Origin of the sequence: Methylorubrum rhodinum (assembly GCF_014199935.1) — a bacterium.
Taxonomy (GTDB): Bacteria; Pseudomonadota; Alphaproteobacteria; order Rhizobiales; family Beijerinckiaceae; genus Methylobacterium; species Methylobacterium rhodinum.
Genome location: NZ_JACHOP010000001.1, coordinates 18,463 through 40,177, shown reverse-complemented (window position 1 = coordinate 40,177; position 21,715 = coordinate 18,463). Strand labels below are relative to the sequence as shown.

Here is a 21,715-nt window from a genome sequence, read left to right as displayed (position 1 = left end):
TGGATGGTCATGTCCCGATGGCCCTGTCGACAGGAGGTTTGGATGTCGTTTCGAGGGTTCGCGCCGCCGCGGCCGACCACGCCCCCGATGTCGACAACCGGCGTAACCGTCAGTATGGGAACCGATCCGCTCGGTCAAGCGACGAATGACTGAGTATCCGATATCAATATCTACGGATCGAGGTGATATTGAGACAGGTATTGGTTAGTTTCTTACGAGATATTGCGCTCGACGATAATAGTCTTGCGTGCAGGGTGCGGGCCGTGATCGGATCGATGCTGCGTTCCGCGACCTGAAAGCCGCTCTCAGCCTAGGGTTCCGCGGCCGCGGCCGCGGCGGGACGATCCCGAAGACGCGCGACGGCCGCCGCGATCAGATCTCGCGAGGCATGCAGCGTGCCGAGTTCCACCGCCGACATCGCCCGCATCACCGGCAGGAGGTTTTCTCCCGCCCCGCCGTCCTCGCCGAACAACCGCAGATCGTCCTCGGGTCCGACGCCGACGCTGCCCGCGATGCGTGCGGCATAGTTGCGGATGCGCGTCTCGTCGCCAGCGCAGAGCGGGGCCGGGATGGAGAGGTCGAGCAGGCTTCCCTTCGGCAGGGCGGCGAGCGGCGGCAGGGCGGCGGCCTCCGCCGCGAGGCGATTCGGCGCGAGCAGCGCGGCGGGGTCCGCCGCGGCGCGGGGAGCGGAACCGGCGGAGGCCGTCCCCGGACGGGCGCTCGTCCCGGCGGTCAGGCCGGTCGCGATATCGGCGGAGGGCCTGAGCGGCGGCAGCGCCGCCGCCCGGGGCACCGGGATGCGGCCGGGATGGCCGGCGAGACGCGCGCGCGCCGACCAGGGCTGAACCCTCAAGCCGACCGCGACCGGCGCCGCCCGCGCCACGCCGCCCCGACCGTGCCGCGCCAGGAAGCGGGCGCGCAGCGTCCGGCCGATGCCCTGCGGCGCGATAGCCGACGAGACCGCCCCGGCCTGCGGGGCCGCGCGGGCCGCCGGGCGCGGCGCCCCGCACTCGGCGGGCGCCCAGCGCCGCACGATGGCGAGTGCGGTGCGGCGGCCGTAGCCGCGATAGTAGCGGCGCAGGAGCTGGGCCGCGGCATCGGCCCCGTCGGCGGCGGTGGCGAAGCCGGTATGGCCCTCCGCGTCGCCGCCGAGTTCGCCCGACCAGCGTGCCTGCTTCACGCACCAGTAATTGTTGAGCCGCACGCAGCGGGCGACGAAGCCGGGCTCGGTCGCGGCGTGGCGGACCACGAAGGCCAGCGAGAGCGGCGCGAGGTTGTCGCCCGCCTGTTCGCGCCAGTTCGACACCGCCCGGGCGACGAGGCTGAGGCTCGGCGGCGGGGCCGGCGCCGCCTCCGGGGCCGGCCGCGGCGGGAGCCGTGCCTGCACCGCCTGCACGGCGGCCCGGCCCGCCGTCCCGGCCTCGCGCGGCAGCATCGTCAGGACGAGGAGGGCTTCGAGGAGCAAGACTTTCCCCGTCGGGCGATCTGCGGGCGCTCTCGGCGCGGCTTCGGTCGGAAACGGCGGAGGCCTCCGGACGGTTCTATGCGCCCTGTCCGGAGGCCTAACCCATGCGGCGCGGCGGAGTCACGCCGCGGCGTCGCTTCGAAGTCCCTTGCGCCTCAATCGTCCTCCATCTCCGCCGCGAGCTGGCGCGGGCGCACGTAGCGCAGGAGCGTCCCGGCCCCGTCCGCGATCGCCGTCCAGTGCTCGGCCTCGAACGCGATCACCGCGAGCGCCGCGGTGGGGAATTTTTCGCGGAGGTCGCGCCGAAGGTCGCTCTCGCCCTCGCCGACGAGGCGAAGCGCCGCCTCGCCGATCCCCGGATTGTGGCCGATCACCAGAAGGGTGCCGACCGCGTCGGGCGCGGAGCGGATCGCGGCGAGGATGCGGTTCGACGGCGCCTCGTAGATCGAGGGCACGGTCTCCTCGCGCGTCCCGTCGAGGAAGGGGCGCACGGCGGCCCAGGTCTCCTGCGTGCGCCGCGCGGGCGAGACCATGGCGAGGTCGGGCCGCAGGCCTTCGCCGGCGATGTAGGCGCCCATCAGCGGGGCGGCCTCGCGCCCGCGGGGGCCGAGCGGCCGGTCGATATCGGCCACGCCCTGCGGATAGGCGGACTTGGCGTGGCGCAGGAGCAGCAGGCGGCGGGTCATTTGAAGCCCACCACGGCGTGCGGCACGTAGGGCGCCTCCAGCGCGGCGATCTCGTCCGCCGTGAGGGCGAGGTCGAGGGCGGCGATCGCCTCGTCGAGATGGCCCGGCTTCGAGGCGCCGACGATCGGGGCGGCCACCCCCGGCTTCTGGAGCACCCAGGCGAGCGCCACCTGGGCCCGCGACACGCCGCGCGCCCGCGCGATCCCGGCCACCGCCTCGACCACGTTGCGGTCGGACTCGACCGTCGCGTCGTAGAGACCCTTGCCGACGAGGTCGCTCTCCTGCCGGGCGCTGCCCTCGTCGAAGTCGCGGGTCAGCCGGCCGCGGGCGAGGGGGCTCCAGGGAATCAGCGGGACGCCCTGATCGGCGCAGAGCGGGATCATCTCCCGCTCCTCCTCGCGGTGGAGCAGGTTGAGGTGGTTCTGCATCGTGGAAAACCGCGTCCAGCCGTTGCGGTCGGCGGTGTAGAGCGCCTTGGAGAACTGCCACGCGTACATCGACGAGGCGCCGATGGTCCGGGCCTTGCCGGCCTTGACCACGTCGTGCAGCGCCTCCAGCGTCACCTCGATCGGCGTGTCGTAGTCCCAGCGGTGGATCTGGTAGAGATCGACGTAGTCGGTGCCGAGCCGCTTCAGCGAGGCGTCGATGGCGGCAAAGATCGCCTTGCGGGACAGGCCGCCCGCGTTCGGTCGGTCGGTGAGCGGATAATAGACCTTGGTCGCCAGCACGATGTCGTCGCGGCGGGCAAAATCCTTCAGCGCGCGCCCGACGATCTCCTCCGAGGTGCCGTCGGAATAGTAATTGGCGGTGTCGAAGAAGTTGATGCCGAGGTCGAGCGCCCGGCGGATCAGCGGCCGGCTCTCCTCCTCGCCCATGGTCCAGGGATGGGGCCCGCGCTCCGGCACGCCGTAGGTCATGCAGCCGAGGCAGAGCGGCGAGATGTCGAGGCCGGTGCGGCCGAGTTTCTTCGTCTTCATGCGAATGGCACCGCGCGGGAGGGCGACGCGCCCTTAATTGGGGCGGTCGCGGCGATCGTCACCGCGGCCCGGCCCTGTGGCAAGCGCGGGGCTTGCGGCAAGCGTGAGGCTTGCGGCGGGGGCGGATCTTTTCGAGCGATATGACGGGCCCGTGACGACCAAGGCGCTTGCAAAAAGATTGCGCGCAATTCACGAGTGGCCATGCGCAATTTCGCGCGATTCCAAAGTGAGGGGACACCACGACCATGAGCCGAACCCGCGCGCTCTTCGGCGGCCTCGCCGCGACCGCCTGCCTCCTCACGGCCGCGCATGCGGAGGAGACTGACCCGGCGGCGATCGTCGCCGGGCAGTTCGCGGCGGGCGGCAACCACGCGGGCGTGCGCGCCAGCGGCGCCAAGGGCGTCTGCCTCAAGGGCAGCTTCGCGCCGGCTTCCGGCGCGGCGACCCTGTCGAAGGCCCCGCATTTCGCCAAGGAAGTGCCGGTGACCGCCCGCTTCTCCATGGGCGGCAGCAACCCCAAGGTCTCGGACAAGGTGAAGCCCGTCACCCGCGGCCTCTCGGTGCGGATGAGCGGGGAGGCCGGCGACATGGTGTTCGTGACGATCTCGGCGCCGGTCTTCTCGGCCAAGACCCCGGCGCAACTCCTCGAATTCGTGCGGGTCCGGGCGCCGGGCCCGGACGGCAAGCCGGATGCCGAGAAGGTCAAGGCCTTCGCCGCCGCCAATCCCGAGACGACGCGCCAGGCCGCGTGGCTCAACGCCCGCCCGGTGCCGGCGAGCTTCGCGGGCGTCGATTACTGGGCGGTCCACGCCTACACGCTGACCAATGCGGGGGGCGAGACCAAGACCGCCCGGCTCAAGTTCGTCGCCGCCGACAAGGCCGGCCTCTCCGACGACGAGCTGAAGGCCAAGCCCGACAGCTTCTACGCCGACGAGTTGAAGGAGCGTCTGGCCAAGGGCCCGGCCAAGTTCGACCTCGTCGCGGTCCTGGGGCAGCCCGGCGACACGACCAGCGACCCGACGGTGGCGTGGCCGGAGGACGAGCGCAAGGCCGAGACGCTCGGCACGCTCTCGATCACGGCCATCGAGCCCGACGCCACCTGCGACGCCCGCACCTTCGATCCGGTGGTGGACCTGCCCGAGGGCGTGGCCGGCCCGAGCGACGACCCGATGTTCGCGATCCGCTCGCCGGCCTACGCGGTCTCGGTCTCGCGCCGGGCGAATTGATAATTTGGTATCAGCGAGCAGGGCGGCAATTCCGCCCTGCCAATTATGACTTGCATATCTGGAATTATTTATATTTCAAATCGAAGTTTTTAATTTGAAATACATCCTCAGCCATTTTAGGGAAATCCAAAAGAAGAATAAAGCAATGAAAGATGTTGCTGACGCAAACACAGACTGAAATCCATCGATTCCAGTCAAATCTAGAACCCAGGCCAGACCCGAGGCTGCAAAAAGCATATTTCCAACAATCAGCCAGTAAAATGATCTGATAATTATTTCGAAGAACGCATCGGTTCTATCATTAATATCTTTGCTATTGATTCGCCGCTTCCATACGTTGGTATTTTCTTCGGATGTCGCCTTAGCTTTCTGCGATCTTGCTCCCCACCATGTATAGACAGCTGCTGCGGCTAAATTGAGCGCAAATCCGATAAATATCAAAAATACATCTTTTGCATCCAGGAACATACTCATCGTTTTTTCCAAGTCAAATACATACGACTCTTAGCGCTAAGGTTTTGATTGTCTACCCGCCCCTCCCATCCCGCCGCATCAGGAAGGCGAGCTTTTCGAAGAGGCCGACGTCCTGCTCGTTCTTGAGCAGCGCCCCGTGCAGCGGCGGGATCAGCTTGCGGCCGTCACGCTCGCGCAGGGTTTCGGGCGAGATGTCCTCGGCCACCAGCAGCTTGAGCCAGTCGAGGAGTTCCGAGGTCGAGGGCTTCTTCTTGAGGCCCGGCACCTCGCGGGTCTCGAGGAAGACGCGCAGCGCCTCCTCGACGAGGCGGTGCTTGATGCCCGGATAATGCACCTCGACGATGGCCTGCAGCGTCTGCGCGTCCGGGAACTTGATGTAGTGGAAGAAGCAGCGCCGCAGGAACGCGTCCGGCAGCTCCTTCTCGTTGTTCGAGGTGATGATGACGATCGGGCGCACGGCCGCCCGCACCGTCTCGCCGGTCTCGTAGACGTGGAACTCCATCCGGTCGAGTTCGGTCAGGAGATCGTTGGGGAACTCGATGTCGGCCTTGTCGATCTCGTCGATCAGCAGCACCGGCCGCTCCGGGGCGGTGAAGGCTTCCCACAGCTTGCCGCGGCGGATGTAGTTGGCGATGTCCGACACCCGCGGGTCGCCGAGCTGCGAGTCGCGCAGGCGCGAGACCGCGTCGTACTCGTAGAGCCCCTGCTGCGCCTTGGTCGTCGACTTGACGTTCCACGTCAGCAGCGGCGCCCCGAGCCCCTTGGCGATCTCCTCCGCCAGCACCGTCTTGCCGGTGCCGGGCTCGCCCTTCACGAGGAGCGGACGCTCCAGCACGATCGCGGCGTTGACCGCGGTGGTGAGATCGGGCGGCGCGACGTAGGTGTCGGTTCCGGTGAATCGCATGGGGGCTTCCGATGCAAGGGCGTGTCCGTCGCCCTACGCGTCCCGTTCTGCCGCCGCAAGCCTACAGCGTCTTCCCGTCGTGCCACACGCAGTTGGTGGCGAGGATCCCGAGGTTCACGTCCGATTTCTGCGGCTGCGGCAGGGTCCGGCCGTCCATGGCGAGGTCGATCTTGATCTCGACCTGCCCCTTCGTCTCGTTCGACCGGCGGGAGAAGTAGCAATATTGCTGGTAGGGCCGGTCCTCGTTGGCCTTGAAGTTCCAGCCGGTCACGATCTGCCCGTCGAGATAGGGCACCTGCTTGAACACCGTGAAGGTGGTGTTGACCGGGGCCTTCGAGGCCGGGGTGGCCTCGGCGCCGAGCTGCGCCTTGGTCGGGGTCGGCACCGCCTCGGCCCGCGGGGCCGGCAGCCCTTCGAGCTTGAGGGTGGTGTCGGTGAGCGTCACCTCGCCCTTGGTCTTGAGCGTCACGTCGGCGAGCGCCGTCTGCATCGCAGTCGCGATCTTCTCGGCGGCCGAGTCGAACTGGTTCATGTAGGCGTAGCCGTAGGAGGCGAGGCCGATTCCGAGGCCGGCGAGCGCCACGAACGCGCCCGCCCCGGTTGCCTGCAGCAGGAAGGCCCGGGCGGAGGTCATGCGCGATTCCGCCCGCAGGCGGCTGTTCACGCTCTGCGCCAGCACGATGTTCTCGTGCGTGCCGTCGGTGAGGATGCTCATGACCGAACACTCATCGGAAGATTCGCGCCGTTAGACGTGCGCGGGAAGACCTAAGCGGAGGCGCCGGCGGTGGCCGGCACGGGGGCGGGCGGGCCCGGCGGCACCGTCGGGGCGGTGCGGCGGTCGAGCGGGATGACCGAGCCCTCCCGCGCCGCCGCCGGCCGGAGGGGGTTGGTCGCCATCTCCTGCCGCACCGTCTCGGCGACCGTGGCCAGCAGGTAGGGCGCGGCCTCCGCGCTCACCGCGGCGCCGAGATCGTCCTCGTCCATGAAGGTCTTGCGCACCGAGACCGCCGAGAGCGCCAGGATGGTCGAGGCGAAGGCGGCGCAGAGCGCGGGCACGAACACGAAGATGCGCAGGAAGGCGTGGACCTGCGCGTCGCTCACCTCGATCGGATCGACGCCGTAGACCATGGCGGTGAAGGAGTGGAGCTGCGAGCGGTTGACCGCGTTGCGGTAGGTCTGTTCGGCATCCGCCACCTTGCGGTCGGCGGCACCCCGATCGAGCAGCCCGCGGGCTTTCCGTGCTTCCTCCAGCTCCTTGACGACGGCGCCGCGGTCGGTGCCGGCCTTGGACACCGCGGCGTTGAGGGTCGCGGTGCGCGGATCGGTGACGCATTTGAGGTTCGAGTAGCGCACGCCCCGGCTGTTGGTGCCGTAGACCCGCTCGCAGCGCTGCGCCGGCAGGCCCGCGAGCTGCGAGGCGTTCTCCGCCGAGCGCTTCTCGATCTGCTCCAGCTCCGTCGCGTATTGCTCGACGCGGGCGTTGGCCGCGGCGATCCGGGTGTCGATGCTGTCGCGGTCGGCCTGGGCGTCCTTGAGGGCGGTCTTGGCCTTGGCCGCGTCCATCAGGCGGGGATGGAACATCATCTCGCCGAGCTGCGACACCGACTTCGTCGTCACGCCCGCCGCGAACACGATGCCGATGATCGCGAGCCCCTTCACGAACCACGAGCGCTGGGTGCGCGCCAGGATGCCGAGCGGCACCCGGCACAGCTCCACCGCGGCGTAGACCAGCGGCGCCAGCAGCATGAAGTAGAAGGCCCGGTTGTCGCCGTCGCTGTAGTAATCTGCGAACAGCCACGCCCCCGCCAGCGAGGCGCCGATCACCATGAACTCGACGAGGTAGGCGATTCCGACGTAGCCCCACTTGATGCGGTAGCCGCGCTCGACGGCGCGCTCGTGCTTCCACCGGCTCTGGTCGAGCGCCCATTCGCGCCGTTCCCGCGCGACGTCCCGGTTCGGCGGCTTGCTCAACATGGATCTCGACGGGCCTCTGCGGGGCGGCGAACGGGCCATTCCCTAACATCGCGTTACTCAAGCGTAAGCGTGCATTGTGCCGAAGTTGTGCCGGCTCGCCCTTTGAGTGGTGGACGAAGGCGTTGCCGATTGCCGCAGCGCGGGATTCCTCGCGAGGCGATCGTCCTGCGGGATGAAATCGGTTGCCCCCGCGTGGACCCGCCGCCCATGATGGCGGCAGACCTTGTGGCAAGCCCCGACCCTCACCGACAGGCCCCAGCGTGATCCCTCGATGACCGTTCCCGTGCAGGCCGCCACCCAGATCGCCGCCGAGGCCGGCGCGCAGGCGGGCGGCTACAAGGAGGCGATCCTCTTTCTGGTCACCGCGGGCGTGGTGGTGCCCTTGTTCCACCGCCTGCGGGTGAGCCCGGTGCTCGGCTTCATCGGCGCGGGCGCCCTGCTCGGGCCGTTCGGCCTCGGCCGCTTCGCCGAGAACCATCCCTGGCTCGGTGCCGTCACCATCGGCAGCCGCTCCGAGATCGCGCATCTCGCCGAATTCGGCGTCATCTTCCTGATGTTCATGATCGGGGTCGAGCTGTCCTGGGAGCGCCTGCGGGTGCTGCGCCGCCTCGTCTTCGGCCTCGGCTCGATCCAGGTGATCGCCTCGGCCGGGATCATCGCGGCGATCCTCGTGGTGTTGGAACAGCCGGTGGCGGGCGCGGTGCTGGTCGGGCTCGCGCTGGCGCTCTCCTCCACCGCGGTGGTGCTGCCGGTCCTGGCCGAGCAGAAACGGCTCGGCACGCCCGCCGGCCGCACCAGCTTCGCCGTGCTGCTGTTCCAGGACCTCGCGGTGGCCCCGATCCTGTTCGCCATCGCCGTGCTCGGCCGCAACGACGGCGGCAATCTCGGCGCGGCGCTCGCCCTGGCGCTCGGTCAGGCGGCGGTGGCGCTGGCGCTGATCGTGGTCGCCGGCCGCGTCGCGCTGCGCCCGCTGTTCCACCTCGTGGCGCTGACCCGTTCGCCCGAGCTGTTCATGGCGGCCTGCCTGCTCGTCATCGTGGCGACCGCGCTGGTGGCCGCCGCGAGCGGCCTGTCGATGACGCTCGGGGCCTTCGTCGCCGGCCTGCTGCTGGCTGAGACCGAGTATCGCCGCGCCATCGAGGCGACGATCGACCCGTTCAAGGGTCTGCTGCTCGGGGTGTTCTTCGTCTCGGTCGGCATGAGCCTCGATCCGGCCCAGCTTCTCGCCGCGCCCGGCGCGATCCTCGGCCTCGCGCTCTGCCTCCTGGCCATCAAGGGCGCGGTGGTGCTGGCCGGCGCCCGCTTCATGGGGATCCCCCGCCCCGTCGCCCTGGAGACGGCGCTGCTGATCGGCCCCGGCGGCGAGTTCGCCTTCGTGCTCATCGGCGGCGCCATGATCGCGGGGCTGGTGCCGGAGCCCGTCGGCGGGGCGGCCCTGATCGTCACCACCGTCACCATGATCGCGATCCCCGCGCTCGCGGCGCTGGGGCGTCGCGTCGGCCGGCGCGTCTCGAAGGCGCAGCTCGGCCGGGCGCGCGCCGAGCCGGTGCCCGAGACGGTGCAGAACCGGGTGATCGTGGCGGGTTTCGGCCGGGTCGGGCGGCTCGTCGGCGAGATGCTCAAACGCCACGACATCCCCTACCTCGCCCTCGACGCCGATCCGGCCCGCGTCACCGAGCAGCGGCGGCTGGGCAGCCCGGTCTATTTCGGGGATTCGGCCAACACCGAGATGCTGCGCCGCTGCGACATCGCCACGGCGCGGGCGCTGGTCGTCACCCTCGACAATCCGAGCGCCGTCGAGGCGGTGGTGCAGGCCGCCCGCGCCGAGCGGCCCGACCTGACCATCGTGGCGCGTGCCCGCGACGCCCGCCACGCCACGCAGCTCTACGAGATGGGCGTGACCGACGCGGTGCCGGAGACGATCGAGGCCTCGCTCCAGCTCTCGGAGGCGTTGCTCGTCGATGTCGGCGTGCCGATGGGCCACGTCATCGCCTCGATCCACGAGCGCCGGGACGAGTACCGGACCATGCTCAAGCGCAAGGAGGCGGACCAGCGCCCGGTCTTCCGCGCCCGCCGCACCGTCGGCAAGGAGAGCGGCAAGGAGAGCGGGAAGGGAAGCGGGATCGCGCCCGAACCGGCCGCGCCGCGCGAGGGCAAGCCGTCGGAGCCGGTGAGCCGGAGCGCGTGAGGGCCTCCGACCTCGCCCGTCCGGCCGGGACGGCGTGACGATCGGAGGACACATTTAATCCGTGTGGTCCCGGGCCTATGGGAGGAGGCCGCACTGCGTGTATATCGGCGGATCGTGAGGTCGGCGAGCGTCACCGGCGGCATTCCGCACGACGCTTCGGAGAGGGCCGCCCGGCGATGCCCATCCCTTCATCGGTGTATCGGGCATCCGCCTCGGGAACGGATCTCGAAGTGCTCGGCGACGAAGGTGGACGATCCGAGCAGGCGCGGCCTGCCGGAGCTCGGATGGGAGATGGTGTCGGTGAAAGTCGCTTGCCTGATGATGCAGAAGAACGAAGGGAGGATGCTCGACAGCTGGATCCGCTATCACGCTGATCTCTTCGGGATCGAAAACCTGTACGTCTTCGACAATGGAAGCACGGACGAGGAAACGCTCGGGATCGTGGCCCGGGCCGGCGAGGCCGGCGCCCAAGTGATCTTGGATTGCAAGACGCACATGCATTTCGAGAAGAAGGGCGAGGTCTTCAAGTCCAAGGTCCGCCAGCTCGAAAAAAGCGATCCGGACTACACCTACTTCATTTTCCTCGATTGCGACGAATTCATCGTCGCCGTCAACGACAAGAATGCTGTCGACCTTTCGGACGGCGCCGTTCTGGGCGTCCTGGAAGCGTTGCCGAGAACCGGGTCGGCCAAGTACGTTCGCGGGACGTACAATAACCATCCGACCGAAATCGACAAATTCTACTTCAAGAACGAACGCAAGTCGTTCTTCGAAAGGGAAACCCTGAAGTCCCTCGACACGGGTTTCCACCACGGCCAGGCGGTCAACGGCACGTCCGAGACGGTTCGCAGCATCGCGCTGCTTCACTTCCACAACCGGCCCTATGCCAGCCTCCTGCGCTCGGCGCGGCAGAAGCTGGCCGGGCGCGTGAAGTCGTTCTCCCGCGAGGACCTGACCGACCTGATCGCCCGAAAGGGGCGGGGCCGCCATCTCGTCCCCTACTTCCTGATGTCCGAGGCCGATTACATCGCCGGCTTCAAGACGCCGAACGCCAGGACGATTCCGTTCAAGGCCCGCCTAGCGCGCGTGGCGGCGGAATATCCCTTCCAGAGGGATCTGGACGAGATGCAGCCGGGCGCCGCGCCATCGACCGTGCTCGGGCTGGATTATCCGCTCGATTGAAAGGTGCCGCGCGATCCGTCGCGCCGCGTCGCCGCCCTACCGGGACGGCCGGGCGTCCGGTCCCCGGTCGGTCCAGTCCGGGGGCAGGCCCAGGGAATCGCCGATGATGCCGTCGATGCCCGGCGCGCGACCGAAGGCGTCGCAATCCGGATCGAGGGGCGCCTCGCCCAGCGTGGTGATGCGGATGCGGTCGTAGGTCGGGATCTGCAATTCGCCCCGGAAGGGGTCCTTGGTGGTGGCGAGGTAGGAGCCGAAATCCTGGCCGAACTCGCCCGCGAGGTCGTAGGCGTCGGAGGCCGCCGAGAAGCGGGCCTGGTTGGTGAAGGCGTTGGCCGCGCCGCCCCAGATCATCGCGGCGCGCTGGCGGTTGCGCGCGTCGAGCGCCTCCGCCTCGATGGTCAGGCTGCCGAGCCCGAGCGGCACCCGCGGCACCGGCACCTTGCCGACAGTGTTGGCGAAGCCCACGCCGACCTGTCCGGCGATGGAGATCGCCGTCGAGGCCGCGATGGTGGCGCCCGCCGCGGGCACGTTGGTGAGGTCGATGCGGGTGATCGCCGAGCGCACCGTGAGGTCGGCGCGGCCCGAGGAGACGATGTCGTAGCGCAGCGAGAGGTCGTAGCAGAGTGCCCGGTCGGCGGCGTTGGCGACGAGGCGTCGCTCCACCGCGTCGAGGCCGGGGCCGGACACGGCTTGCGTGAACACGGTCGGCACGATCCGCACGGTGCGGACCGTCTGCGGCAGGGTCGGGTCGATGAACAGCTTGGACTCGGAGGCGACCGCGTCGCTCGTCACGAACTGGTCGGCCCGCGACAGCGAGCGCCCGTCGGTGAGCACCACGTCGCCGCAGCCGGCGAGCAGGCCGAAAGCGGCCGTGGCCAGCCCGAGGCGCACCGCCCGAACGGGCGAGCGGGAGGATTGCGACCGCAGCATCAGTCTCTTTCGCGGATGGACGGAGCGGGCGCCCGAGGAGCGCCGCCCCGCCAGGGGCGGAAGGGGTATGTCGTCTCTGGCGGCAAGCCTAGCCTTAGCGGCCCCCCGCCGGAAGGACGCCGTGCGGCCGTGCCGCCTCGATGGCCCCGTATCCGGCCGTCTGTGACCGTTCGGCAACGTTGTTTCCGGTGGCTCCGGCGCTTGCCTCGATCCCCGTCGCGTTGCAACCGATCCGCCCGCCCCGCGCTTGTCTCCGCCGATGCGTCCCGCCCAGATCGTCCCCCTCGTCGTCGCGACCGCGCTCTTCATGGAGAACACCGATTCCACGGTGATCGCCACGGCGCTGCCGGCCATCGCCGCGAGCCTGAACGAGGACCCGATTGCCCTGAAGCTCGCGCTCACCGCCTATCTCGTGAGCCTCGCGATCTTCATCCCCGTCTCGGGCTGGGCCGCCGACCGCTACGGCGCCCGCAACGTCTTTCGCACGGCGTTGTGCGTCTTCATGGCAGGCTCGTTGGCCTGCGCGGCCTCCAACTCGCTCCTCGGCTTCGTCGCCGCCCGCTTCGTGCAAGGGATCGGCGGGGCCATGATGGTGCCGGTCGGGCGCCTCGTGATCCTGCGTTCCGTGCCGAAATCCGAACTCGTCGGGGCGCTCGCCTACCTGACGATCCCGGCGCTGATCGGCCCGATCCTCGGGCCGCCGCTGGGGGGCTTCATCACCACCTATGCCGACTGGCGCTGGATCTTCTTCATCAACATCCCGATCGGCCTCGCCGGGATCGTTCTGGCGACGCTCTATATCGGCGACATTCGGGAAGAAGAGCGCCCGCCGCTCGATGGGATCGGCTTCCTGCTCTCGGGCGCCGGGCTGGCGCTCCTGATGCTCGGCTTCGCCTCGACCGGGCGCCATCTCCTGCCGGACGGCGTGTCCTGGGGCTGCATGGGCGCCGGCGCGGTGCTGATGGCGCTCTACCTGCGCCACGCCCGGCGGACCGCGCACCCGCTGATCCGCCTCGACCTTCTCCGCTATCCGACCTTCCGGGCCGCGGTGACGGGGGGAAGCCTGTTCCGCATCGGCACCGGGGCGATTCCCTTCCTGCTGCCGCTGATGCTGCAGATCGGCTTCGGGCTCGATCCGCTGCATTCGGGGCTGATCACCTTCGCGGCGGCCGCCGGCGCCCTGCTCATCAAGATCGTGGGTCCCCGCATCCTGCGGGCTCACGGCTTCCGCCGGGTGATGGTGACGAACGCGCTGATCGCTTCCGCCTTCCTGGCGATCAACGGGCTGTTCACCGCGCAGACCCCGCACTGGATCATCGTCTGCGTGCTGCTCTTCGGCGGCTGCGTGCGCTCGCTGCAATTCACCTGCGTCAACGCCATCGCCTATGCCGATCTCGAGTCGCGGGAGATGAGCGCGGCGACCAGCTTGGCCAGCGTCGCGCAACAGCTCTCGCTCAGTCTCGGCGTCTCCATCGGCGCCCTGGCGCTGGAGGGGGCGGCCTCCTGGCACGGCCATTCGGGCATCCGGACGGAGGACTTTTCGATCGCCTTCCTCGCGGTGGCGGTCATCTCGGCGGGCTCGTTCTTCGTGTTCCGGCGGCTCGCGCCGGATGCCGGCGCCGAGGTGTCGGGTCAGCGCCGCGTGAGCGGCGACGGGCCGGCCTCGACGCGTCCCTCTCTCACGCCGCCGCCCGCGCCGGCGCCCGACCGCCCGCGCGCTTAGCCGGCGCGTTCTTCGCAGCCGCCCGGGCCGGAGCCCGGGCCGGCTCGGGCCCACGGCCAGAACGCGCAAAATAGCCCTGCCAGCTCCAGGCGCCGGGGCCGGTCATGGCGTACATCAGGAAGGCGCCGGCGAGCCCGAGATCGGCCAGGAAGAAGCTGCGCTCGGTCACGGCGCTGCCGCCGACATAGTGCCAGAACGGATGCAGCAGGGCGGCCATGGCGGCCACGAACAGCGCCATGGCGAGCCCGGTGACCCGCGGCATCACCCCGAGGATCAGGGCGAGCGGTCCGAACACCTGCACGATCACAGCGGCCGTCGCCACCGCGTTCGGAGCCGGGCAGCCCGCGCCCGCGAGCGTGAGCGCGAAGCCAGAGACGTTGAGCGCCCGCGCGATCCCCGTCGGCAGGAGCGCCGCGGCCATGAGGAGGCGGGCGGCGAGAAGCACGCCGTTCTGGGCAGAACCGAACACGGGGGACGCTCCGAGGCAGGAAAGCAGTCCCGGAACGGTGTCCTGTCAGGCTGAATCGCCGGTTAAGCGGACCCGACCATCAACCGGAAATCCCGGCCCGGTACAGGCGCCCCCGCTCGGTCCAGGCGACGACGAGAAGCGAGAGGGCGCCCAGGCCCGCATAGCCGACCGCCACCGGCATCACCGTGCCGTCGAAGGCGCGCCCGATCAGCCAGCCGCAAAAGGCGCCCAGCATCGTCGTGTAGAAGCCGAGGAACGACGAGGCGGTGCCGGCGATGGCTCCGAGCGGCTGCAGCGCCAGCGCGTTGAAGTTCGGCATGACAAAGCTGATCAGGAACTGGTTGGCTGCCAGCACCCCGAGGAACAGGGCGATCGGCGGCTGTCCGTGATAGGCGAGCCCGATCCCCACCTGCACGAGCCCGACCGCGGTGAAGGCGGTGACGCCGGCATGCGAGAGGCTGCGCATCCCGAGCCGCCGCACGAGGCGGGAATTGACCAGCGTCGCCGCGCCCATCGCGCCCGCCACCAGTCCGAAGGCGGCCGGGAACAGGCTCCCCAGATGGTAGAGTCCGGTGTCGAACACCTGCTGGGCCGAGCCGACATAGCCCATGATGCAGCCGGTCATCAGCCCGAGCGCCGTGGCGTAGCCGATGGCGACGCGGGTGCGCAGCACGGTGCCGAGCGCCTGCAGCGTCGCCGAGAAAGACAGCGGCCGGCGATACTCGGGATGGAGCGTCTCCGGCATCCGCGCGGCGAACCACAGGGCGAGAATGCCCCCGAGCGCCAGCATCGAGACGAACACCCAGTGCCACGAGCCGAGCAGCAGCATCGTCGCGCCGATGGCCGGCCCGAGCATCGGCACGATCAGGAACACCATCATGATGAGCGACATCACGCTCGCCATCTCGCGCCCCGCGAAGCGGTCGCGCACGATCGCGGTGGAGAGCACCCTTCCCCCCGCCGCGCCGATGCCCTGGATGACGCGGGAGGCGAGCAGCCACTCGAAGCTCGGCGCCACCATCGCCAGCCCGCAGCCGGCGGCGTAGATCGCGAGGCTCGCGAGCAGCACCCTGCGCCGCCCGAGCGCGTCCGAGACCGGCCCGTAGACGATCTGCGCCAGCCCGAAGCCGATCATGTAGACGTAGACGAGGAGCTGGAGGCTGTTGGCGTCCTGAACGGCAAAGCGCTGCTGGATCAGCGGGAAGGCCGGCAGCAGGTTGTCGATCGACATGGCGGTGACCGCCATCATCAGCGCGACGATGCCAACGAACTCGGCGAAGCCCGGCCCCGACCAGGGCGGCCCGGCGGCGGGCGTCGCGCTGCCGGGAGCGGGCCGGGGGGAGGGGGTCACGGATGCGATGCCTTGAGGCGGCCGGGATGACCCGGCCGCTTGTGGGGAGCGGCGTCGGGCGCGGTCGGTGCGGAAAGGCACCGTGCGCGGGGATCGTTCCCGAACGGCAAGCACGGGTCCCCTCCGCCTTGCGGGGAGGGGTCAGGGGTGGGGGTCGGGCAGGAGGCACCGCCGCGCTCGATCCTGAACCACCCCCACCTCCGGCTCCTCCCCGCAAGGGGGAGGAGAGGCGCGTGCTCGCAGCGCGAGCCTCACTTCTTCCCGGCGGCCTTCCCCGAGGAATCCTGCGCGGGCGCCGCCTTGCCGGCCTCCTTGTCGTCGCCGACGTCCGGGCCGAGCGCCGCGTTGAGCTTGTCGTAGTTCTGGGTCACGAGGGCGATGTTGCCCTCCGGCGGCTTGCCGCCCGGCTCGCCCGAGGCGATGGCGCCCTTCAGCTCCTTGACCGCCGCCGCCTTGTCCTTGGCCGGCAGGGTCTTGTCGGCCTCGACCGCGGCGAGCTGCTTCTTGAGCAGCGGCGTCACGCCGACATAGGTCTTGGTCTCGGGGTCGATCCCCTCCAGCACCGCATCGATGCTCTCGCTGGCGTCCTGGAACGCGTCGAGGCTGGCGAATCCGTTGCGCTTCACGATGGCCTCGGCCGCCTCCTGCGCCTTGGCCTCGGCCTTTGGGTCGGGCTTGTCGGCGGAGCCGCCGTCGATCCTGGCCAATTCGGGCTGGGCGGCGAGCACGCCGTCGATCTGGGCCTGCGTCAGGGCGACCGGCTTCGGCGCGTCCGCGGCCTTCTCCGCGGGGAAGGCCTTCTCGGGAGCCTTGGGCCCGGCGGCGTCCGCCTTCTGCCCGAGCGCGGGGGCGCTCACGAGGGAGGCGGCGGCCAAGCCCGCTCCGACGAGGGAGGCGGCCAGGAAGAGGCGCGCGGATGTCGTCATGGATCGTCTGCCTTCAGCTGTGTCGTCGCTCGTCCGGGGCCGAGGGCCGAGGGCGGGCCCGGTCGAGCCGTGGGAGAATGTCTGCGCGTCGCGGCGAAACCGTGATCGCCGAGGGGGCGGCCCAAGCTGCGCCCCGCCCATGCTGCGCCCCCGAAACGTCCCGAGCCGGAAACGGTTGCAGCGGGCCACGACACGGTCGCGTGCGTGCCTCGAACGGCTCGACGGCCCCGGAGCGGGGAACGGCAGGTGACGGGGCGTCCGGCGCGGAGCCGTGCCGCGGCAGGCCCCGCGCGGCGGCGCCGGGGCGAGCGCGTCCGCCCGACAGGGGGCGAGGCGAATCCTTGCGGGCCGTACCGGCCCGGCCGGCGGGGGCGACGGCCTGCGGGAGGACGGACCGTTCTTGCGACGCCGGCGGCGCGCCGAGGCGGGCCGCCGGCTTCGAGCGGGGCGCTACTATTCCGCCGCGATCGACGCGGGCTCCACGGGCGCCACGCGCGCCGCGCAGAACTTGAACTCGGGGATCTTGCCGAGCGGGTCGAGGGCCGGGTTGGTCAGGAGGTTGGCGGCGGCCTCGGCGTAGCAGAAGGGCATGAAGATCATGCCCGCCGGCACGTCGCGGTCGGAGCGGACCTTCAGCTCGACGGCGCCGCGGCGCGTCTCCAGCCGCATCGCGCCGCCCGGACGCAGACCCAGGCGGTAGAGCTCCTTCGGCGCCATGAACGCCACCGCCTCGGGCTCCAGCGCGTCGAGCACGCCCGCGCGCCGGGTCATCGAGCCGGTGTGCCAATGCTCCAGCACGCGGCCCGTCGAGAGCACCATCGGGAACTCGGCGTCCGGCACCTCGTCCGGCGGCACGATCGCCGCCGGGACGATCTTTGCGCGCCCGCTCTCGGTGGGGAAGCCGGCGTAGAAGATGATCTCGTTGCCGGGCTGGTCCGGGGCATCGACCGGATAGGTCACCGCCCCCTCGCGCTCCAGGCGCTCCCAGGTGATGTTGTTGAGCGACGGCATCACCTGCGCCATCTCGGCGAAGATGTCGGCCGGGCCGGTATAGGTCCAGTCGAGGCCGAGCCGCTTGGCCAGTTCCTGGATGATCCACCAATCCTGGCGCGCGTCGCCGGGGGGGGCGACCACCGGCTGGGCGATCTGCACGCGTCGATCCGTGTTGGTGAAGGTACCGGCCTTCTCGGCAAAGGCCGAGGCCGGCAGCACCACGTCGGCGTGGAAGGCGGTCTCGGTCAGGAACAGGTCCTGCACCACGAGGTGGTCGAGCATCGCCAAAGCGTGGCGGGCGTGGTTGAGGTCGGGGTCGGACATCGCCGGGTTCTCGCCCTCGACGAACATGCCCTTGATCTCGCCCGCGTGGATCGCGCGCATGATCTCGACGACGGTGAGGCCCTTCTGCGGGTCCAGGGACTGGCCCCAGAATTCCTCGAACAGCTCGCGCACGGCCGACTTCTCGACCGACTGATAGTCCGGATAGACCATCGGGATCAGGCCGGCGTCGGAGGCGCCCTGGACGTTGTTCTGGCCGCGCAAGGGGTGCAGGCCGGTGCCCGGCCTGCCGATCTGGCCGGTGATCAGGGCGAGCGCGATCAGGCAGCGCGAGTTGTCGGTGCCGTGGACGTGCTGGCTGACGCCCATGCCCCAGAAGATGAGCGAGGACTTGGCCCGGGCGTAGAGGCGCGCGACCTCGCGCAGGGTCTCGGCGTCGATGCCGCAGACCGGCGCCATCTTCTCCGGCGTGAAGTCGACGATCTTCTCCCTCAGCGCCTCGAAGTTCTCGGTGTAGCCGGCGATGTACTGCTCGTCGTAGAGACCTTCCTCGACGATGACGTTCAGCATCGCGTTGAGCATCGCCACGTCCGAGCCGGGGCGGAAGGCGAGGTGCCGGTAGGCGTGGCGCGACAGCGTCTGGCGCCGCGGGTCCATGATGATCAGCTTGGCGCCGTGCTGCTTCACCGCGTTCTTGAGGAAGGTCGCGGCGACCGGGTGGTTCACGGTCGGGTTGGCGCCGATCACGACGATCACCTCGGCGTCGAGGGCCGCCGAGAACGGCGCGGTGACGGCGCCGGAATTCAGGCCCTCCATGAGGGCGGCGACCGACGAGGCGTGGCACAGCCGCGTGCAATGGTCGACGTTGTTGGTGCCGAAGCCGAGGCGCACGAGCTTCTGGAAGAGGTAGGCCTCCTCGTTCGAGCCCTTGGCCGAGCCGAAGCCCGCGAGCGCCTTGCGCCCGTTGGTGTCGCGGATGCGCTTGAGGCCGCCGGCGGCGCGGTCGAGCGCCTCCTCCCAGGTCGCCTCGCGGAAGTGGGTCCAGGGATTGGCCGGATCGATCTGATCGTTGGCGTCCTTGGGCACGTTGTCCAGGCGGATCAGCGGCGCCGTCAGGCGGTGGGGGTGGTGCACGTAGTCGAAGCCGAACCGGCCCTTGACGCAGAGCCGGTTCTGGTTGGCCGGGCCGTTCACGCCCTCGGCGTAGACGATCTTCTCGTCCTTGACCTTGTAGGAGATCTGGCAGCCGACGCCGCAATAGGGGCAGAGCGACTTCACCTCGCGGTCGGGGTAGACGGTGCGGGTCTGGTTCGCGTCGAGATAGGCCGAGGGCATCAGGGCGCCGGTCGGGCAGGCCTGGACGCACTCGCCGCAGGCGACGCAGGTCGAGGCGCCCATGGGATCGTCGAAGTCGAACACGACCTTGGCGTCGGCCGAGCGGTAGGCCATGCCGATCACGTCGTTGACCTGGACCTCGCGGCAGGCGCGGACGCAGAGGTTGCACTGGATGCAGGCGTCGAGGTTGACGCTCATCGCCGGGTGGCTGACGTCGCTCGTCCAGCGCTCGGAGGCCGGGAAGCGGCTCTCGGACACGTCGAGAACGTCGGCCTGGACCCAGAAATGCGACGACGGGTCGTGCGAGGTCGCGCGCTCGGGCTGGTCGGCGACCAGCAGTTCCAGCACCATCGCGCGGGCCTTGGTGGCGCGCTCGGTGGCCGACTTCACCTTCATGCCGATGGCGGGCGTGCGCTTGCACGAGGCGGCGAGCACGCGCTCACCCTCGATCTCGACCATGCAGGCGCGGCAATTGCCGTCCGGGCGGTAGCCGGGCTCGGGCTTGTGGCAGAGATGCGGGATATGCGTGCCGAGCCGCTTGGCGACGGCCCAGATCGTCTCGCCGGGCCGCGCCTCGACCTGCTGTCCGTCCAGCTCGAACGCGATGGTCGCGGGCGCGGTCGGGCGGTCCTTGATGCCGTAGGTGCCCGTGGGCTCCGGCGCGGCCTGGCCGCCGGCCTTGGCGCCCTGCGAATAGGCGCCGCCGGTGGCGGCTTGCGCGCCGTTTGCCGGGCCGCCGGCATCCTGCCGGCCGTTGGCGCGGATCTCGGGCCGCCCGGTCTTGTCGCCGCGCGGTTCGGGGCCGTTGCTCATGCGTCCGCTCCAGGCTCTGGCTTCTTGAGGTGAGTCAGTGTCGGTGTGGGCGTCGGATCGGGCGTCACTCGGCCGCCACGGCCCGCGGCTCCGGGAAGAGATCCGGAAAATACTTGATCACGGAGCTGACGGGGTTCGAGGCCGCCTGACCGAGACCGCAGATCGAGGCGTCGCGCATGCACTGCGCCAGCTCGCCGAGAAGCTCGGTATCCCAGATGCCGTTCTCCATCAGCATCCGGGCCTTCTGGGTGCCCGAGCGGCAGGGCGTGCACTGGCCGCAGGATTCGTCCTCGAAGAACTTCATGAGGTTCAACGCGGCACCGCGCACATCGTCCCGGTCGGACAGGATCACGACCGCGGCCGAGCCGATGAAGCAGCCGTATTTCTCCAGCGTGCCGAAATCGAGCGGGATGTCGTTCATGGAAGCCGGCAGGATGCCGCCCGAGGCGCCGCCCGGCAGGTAGGCCGCGAAGCTGTGGCCCTCCGACATGCCGCCGCAATACTCGTCGATCAGTTCCTGGATCGAGAGGCCCGCGGGCGCCAGCTTGACGCCCGGCTCCTTCACCCGGCCCGAGACCGAGTAGGAGCGCAGGCCCACGCGGCCGTTGCGGCCGTGGCTCTTCCACCACTCGGCGCCGCGCTCGATCAGGTCGCGCACCCAGAACAGGGTCTCGACGTTGTTGATCAGCGTCGGGCGGTTGAACAGGCCGACCTGGAACGGGAAGGGCGGCTTGTGCCGCGGCAGGCCGCGCTTGCCCTCCAGCGACTCGATCAGCGAGGATTCCTCGCCACAGATATAGGCGCCCGCGCCCCGGCGCAGATGGATGCGGGTGCCGCCTTCCGGGAGCTTGGCGATCTCGCGGGTCAGGATCTCGCGGGAGATCGGGTACTCGTCGCGCAGGTAGATGTAGACCTCCGCGGCCTCGACCACGTGGGCGCCGATCAGCATGCCCTCGAGGAAGCGGTGCGGGTCGGTGTTGAGGTAGAGCTGGTCCTTGAAGGTGCCGGGCTCGCCCTCGTCGCCGTTGACCGCCATCAGCCGCGGACCCGGCTCGCCGCGCACGGAGCGCCACTTGCGCCCCGTCGGGAAGCCGGCGCCGCCCAAGCCTCGCAGGCCGCCGTCGTCGAGCACCTTCAGCACGTCGTCGACCGGCATTTCGCCCGAGCGAAGCCGCTCCAGCAGGGCGTAGCCGCCGCCGGCCCGGTAGGCGTCGTAATCGATGTAGTCGGGGATGTGGGCGTGGGTATCCTCGGCCTCGACCGCGGCACGGACGGAGGCGAGGTCAGCCTTGTGCAGGAAGTTGTGGCCGACCTCGACCGCGGGCGCGTGGTCGCACAGGCCGACGCAGGGGGCGCGCACGACGCGCACCGTGTCGGAGGCGAGTTCGCGCTGCAGCGTCTCGATCAGTTCGTCGGCGCCGAACATCGCGCAGGTGATGCTGTCGCAGACCCGAACGGTCAGGCGCGGGATGTCGGCCTCGCCCTCCTTCACCACGTCGAAATGCGCGTAGAAGGTCGCGGTCTCGAACACCTCGGCGAAGGCGAGACTCATCTCGTCGGCGAGCGCGGCGAGATGGTCGGCGCCGATCTGGCCGTAGGTGTCCTGGATCAGGTGCAGGTGCTCGATCAGCAGGTCGCGCTGGCGCGAGCGGGCGCCGAGCAATTCCTCGATCTCGACCTTGGCCTGCGGATCGACCTGACGGCCCTTCGGCACGGCGCGGGCGACGTTGCGGCCACGGCCCGGATGCGCGAAGCGCCGGACAGTCCCCGTATCCTCACTCATGGCGCGACCTGTGTTCCAGCTTCGGAGATGCGAA

General features: G+C 69.8%; 17 protein-coding genes. 4 read left to right on the top strand and 13 right to left on the bottom strand.

Annotated features, from left to right (window positions below):
* Positions 1 to 310: 310 nt before the first annotated feature.
* The 3 genes from HNR00_RS00190 to HNR00_RS00180 all read right to left on the bottom strand — a co-directional run bounded on the left by HNR00_RS00190 (position 311) and on the right by HNR00_RS00180 (position 3,128).
* Complete coding sequence (locus tag HNR00_RS00190) at positions 311 to 1,465, bottom strand: hypothetical protein (RefSeq protein WP_183563007.1); 1,155 nt, start codon at positions 1,463 to 1,465, stop codon at positions 311 to 313.
* A gap of 155 nt (positions 1,466 to 1,620) precedes the next feature.
* The gene (locus HNR00_RS00185; RefSeq protein WP_183563004.1) at positions 1,621 to 2,151 is read right to left on the bottom strand and encodes a SixA phosphatase family protein; all 531 of its coding nucleotides are present in this window, start codon (positions 2,149 to 2,151) and stop codon (positions 1,621 to 1,623) included.
* Positions 2,148 to 3,128 carry an aldo/keto reductase gene (locus HNR00_RS00180; RefSeq protein WP_183563001.1) on the bottom strand — a complete coding sequence of 327 codons (981 nt, stop codon included), beginning with the start codon at positions 3,126 to 3,128 and terminating at the stop codon, positions 2,148 to 2,150. Before HNR00_RS00180 ends, HNR00_RS00185 begins: the two co-directional genes overlap by 4 nt.
* Positions 3,129 to 3,373: 245 nt before the next feature.
* Here HNR00_RS00180 and HNR00_RS00175 point away from each other — a divergent pair, with 245 nt between their 5' ends.
* Positions 3,374 to 4,354: a catalase family peroxidase gene (locus tag HNR00_RS00175; protein WP_183562998.1), complete on the top strand. Its 981-nt coding sequence runs from the start codon at positions 3,374 to 3,376 to the stop codon at positions 4,352 to 4,354.
* 75 nt (positions 4,355 to 4,429) lie between these two features.
* Here HNR00_RS00175 and HNR00_RS00170 read toward each other — a convergent pair whose 3' ends face one another.
* The 4 genes from HNR00_RS00170 to HNR00_RS00155 form a co-directional block, all read right to left on the bottom strand.
* Positions 4,430 to 4,828 carry a hypothetical protein gene (locus tag HNR00_RS00170; protein WP_183562995.1) on the bottom strand — a complete coding sequence of 133 codons (399 nt, stop codon included), beginning with the start codon at positions 4,826 to 4,828 and terminating at the stop codon, positions 4,430 to 4,432.
* 52 nt (positions 4,829 to 4,880) lie between these two features.
* Positions 4,881 to 5,732 carry an AAA family ATPase gene (locus tag HNR00_RS00165; protein ID WP_183562992.1) on the bottom strand — a complete coding sequence of 284 codons (852 nt, stop codon included), beginning with the start codon at positions 5,730 to 5,732 and terminating at the stop codon, positions 4,881 to 4,883.
* A 61-nt stretch (positions 5,733 to 5,793) separates the two neighbouring features.
* Positions 5,794 to 6,447, bottom strand: coding sequence for a glycoside hydrolase family 25 domain-containing protein (locus HNR00_RS00160; protein WP_183562989.1), 654 nt, complete (start codon positions 6,445 to 6,447; stop codon positions 5,794 to 5,796).
* A gap of 50 nt (positions 6,448 to 6,497) precedes the next feature.
* A complete protein-coding gene (locus HNR00_RS00155; RefSeq protein WP_183562986.1) occupies positions 6,498 to 7,706 on the bottom strand; it encodes an ATPase in 1,209 nt (402 codons plus the stop codon).
* 271 nt (positions 7,707 to 7,977) lie between these two features.
* Here HNR00_RS00155 and HNR00_RS00150 point away from each other — a divergent pair, with 271 nt between their 5' ends.
* Both HNR00_RS00150 and HNR00_RS00145 read left to right on the top strand, forming a co-directional pair.
* Complete coding sequence (locus HNR00_RS00150) at positions 7,978 to 9,894, top strand: cation:proton antiporter domain-containing protein (RefSeq protein ID WP_183562983.1); 1,917 nt, start codon at positions 7,978 to 7,980, stop codon at positions 9,892 to 9,894.
* Between the two features lie 246 nt (positions 9,895 to 10,140).
* Positions 10,141 to 11,076 (top strand): glycosyltransferase family 2 protein, encoded by a 936-nt coding sequence (locus HNR00_RS00145; protein WP_183562980.1) that lies wholly within the window; start codon positions 10,141 to 10,143, stop codon positions 11,074 to 11,076.
* Between the two features lie 36 nt (positions 11,077 to 11,112).
* Here the strand turns inward: HNR00_RS00145 and HNR00_RS00140 are convergent, their stop codons facing one another.
* A complete protein-coding gene (locus HNR00_RS00140) occupies positions 11,113 to 12,006 on the bottom strand; it encodes a DUF3313 domain-containing protein (RefSeq protein ID WP_183562977.1) in 894 nt (297 codons plus the stop codon).
* A 259-nt stretch (positions 12,007 to 12,265) separates the two neighbouring features.
* Here HNR00_RS00140 and HNR00_RS00135 point away from each other — a divergent pair, with 259 nt between their 5' ends.
* Positions 12,266 to 13,729, top strand: a complete 1,464-nt coding sequence (locus HNR00_RS00135) for an MFS transporter (protein ID WP_183562975.1) — start codon at positions 12,266 to 12,268, stop codon at positions 13,727 to 13,729.
* Here HNR00_RS00135 and HNR00_RS00130 read toward each other — a convergent pair.
* The 5 genes from HNR00_RS00130 to HNR00_RS00110 form a co-directional block, all read right to left on the bottom strand.
* A complete protein-coding gene (locus HNR00_RS00130) occupies positions 13,686 to 14,198 on the bottom strand; it encodes a DoxX family protein (protein ID WP_183562972.1) in 513 nt (170 codons plus the stop codon). The genes HNR00_RS00135 and HNR00_RS00130 overlap by 44 nt on opposite strands.
* Before the next feature lie 79 nt (positions 14,199 to 14,277).
* Positions 14,278 to 15,444, bottom strand: coding sequence for a multidrug effflux MFS transporter (locus tag HNR00_RS00125; protein ID WP_183564193.1), 1,167 nt, complete (start codon positions 15,442 to 15,444; stop codon positions 14,278 to 14,280).
* Between the two features lie 356 nt (positions 15,445 to 15,800).
* Positions 15,801 to 16,475 carry a hypothetical protein gene (locus tag HNR00_RS00120; protein WP_183562969.1) on the bottom strand — a complete coding sequence of 225 codons (675 nt, stop codon included), beginning with the start codon at positions 16,473 to 16,475 and terminating at the stop codon, positions 15,801 to 15,803.
* A 453-nt stretch (positions 16,476 to 16,928) separates the two neighbouring features.
* Positions 16,929 to 19,898, bottom strand: coding sequence for a formate dehydrogenase subunit alpha (fdhF, locus tag HNR00_RS00115; RefSeq protein WP_183562966.1), 2,970 nt, complete (start codon positions 19,896 to 19,898; stop codon positions 16,929 to 16,931).
* A 64-nt stretch (positions 19,899 to 19,962) separates the two neighbouring features.
* Positions 19,963 to 21,681 (bottom strand): NAD(P)H-dependent oxidoreductase subunit E, encoded by a 1,719-nt coding sequence (locus HNR00_RS00110; protein WP_183562963.1) that lies wholly within the window; start codon positions 21,679 to 21,681, stop codon positions 19,963 to 19,965.
* Positions 21,682 to 21,715: the final 34 nt, after the last annotated feature.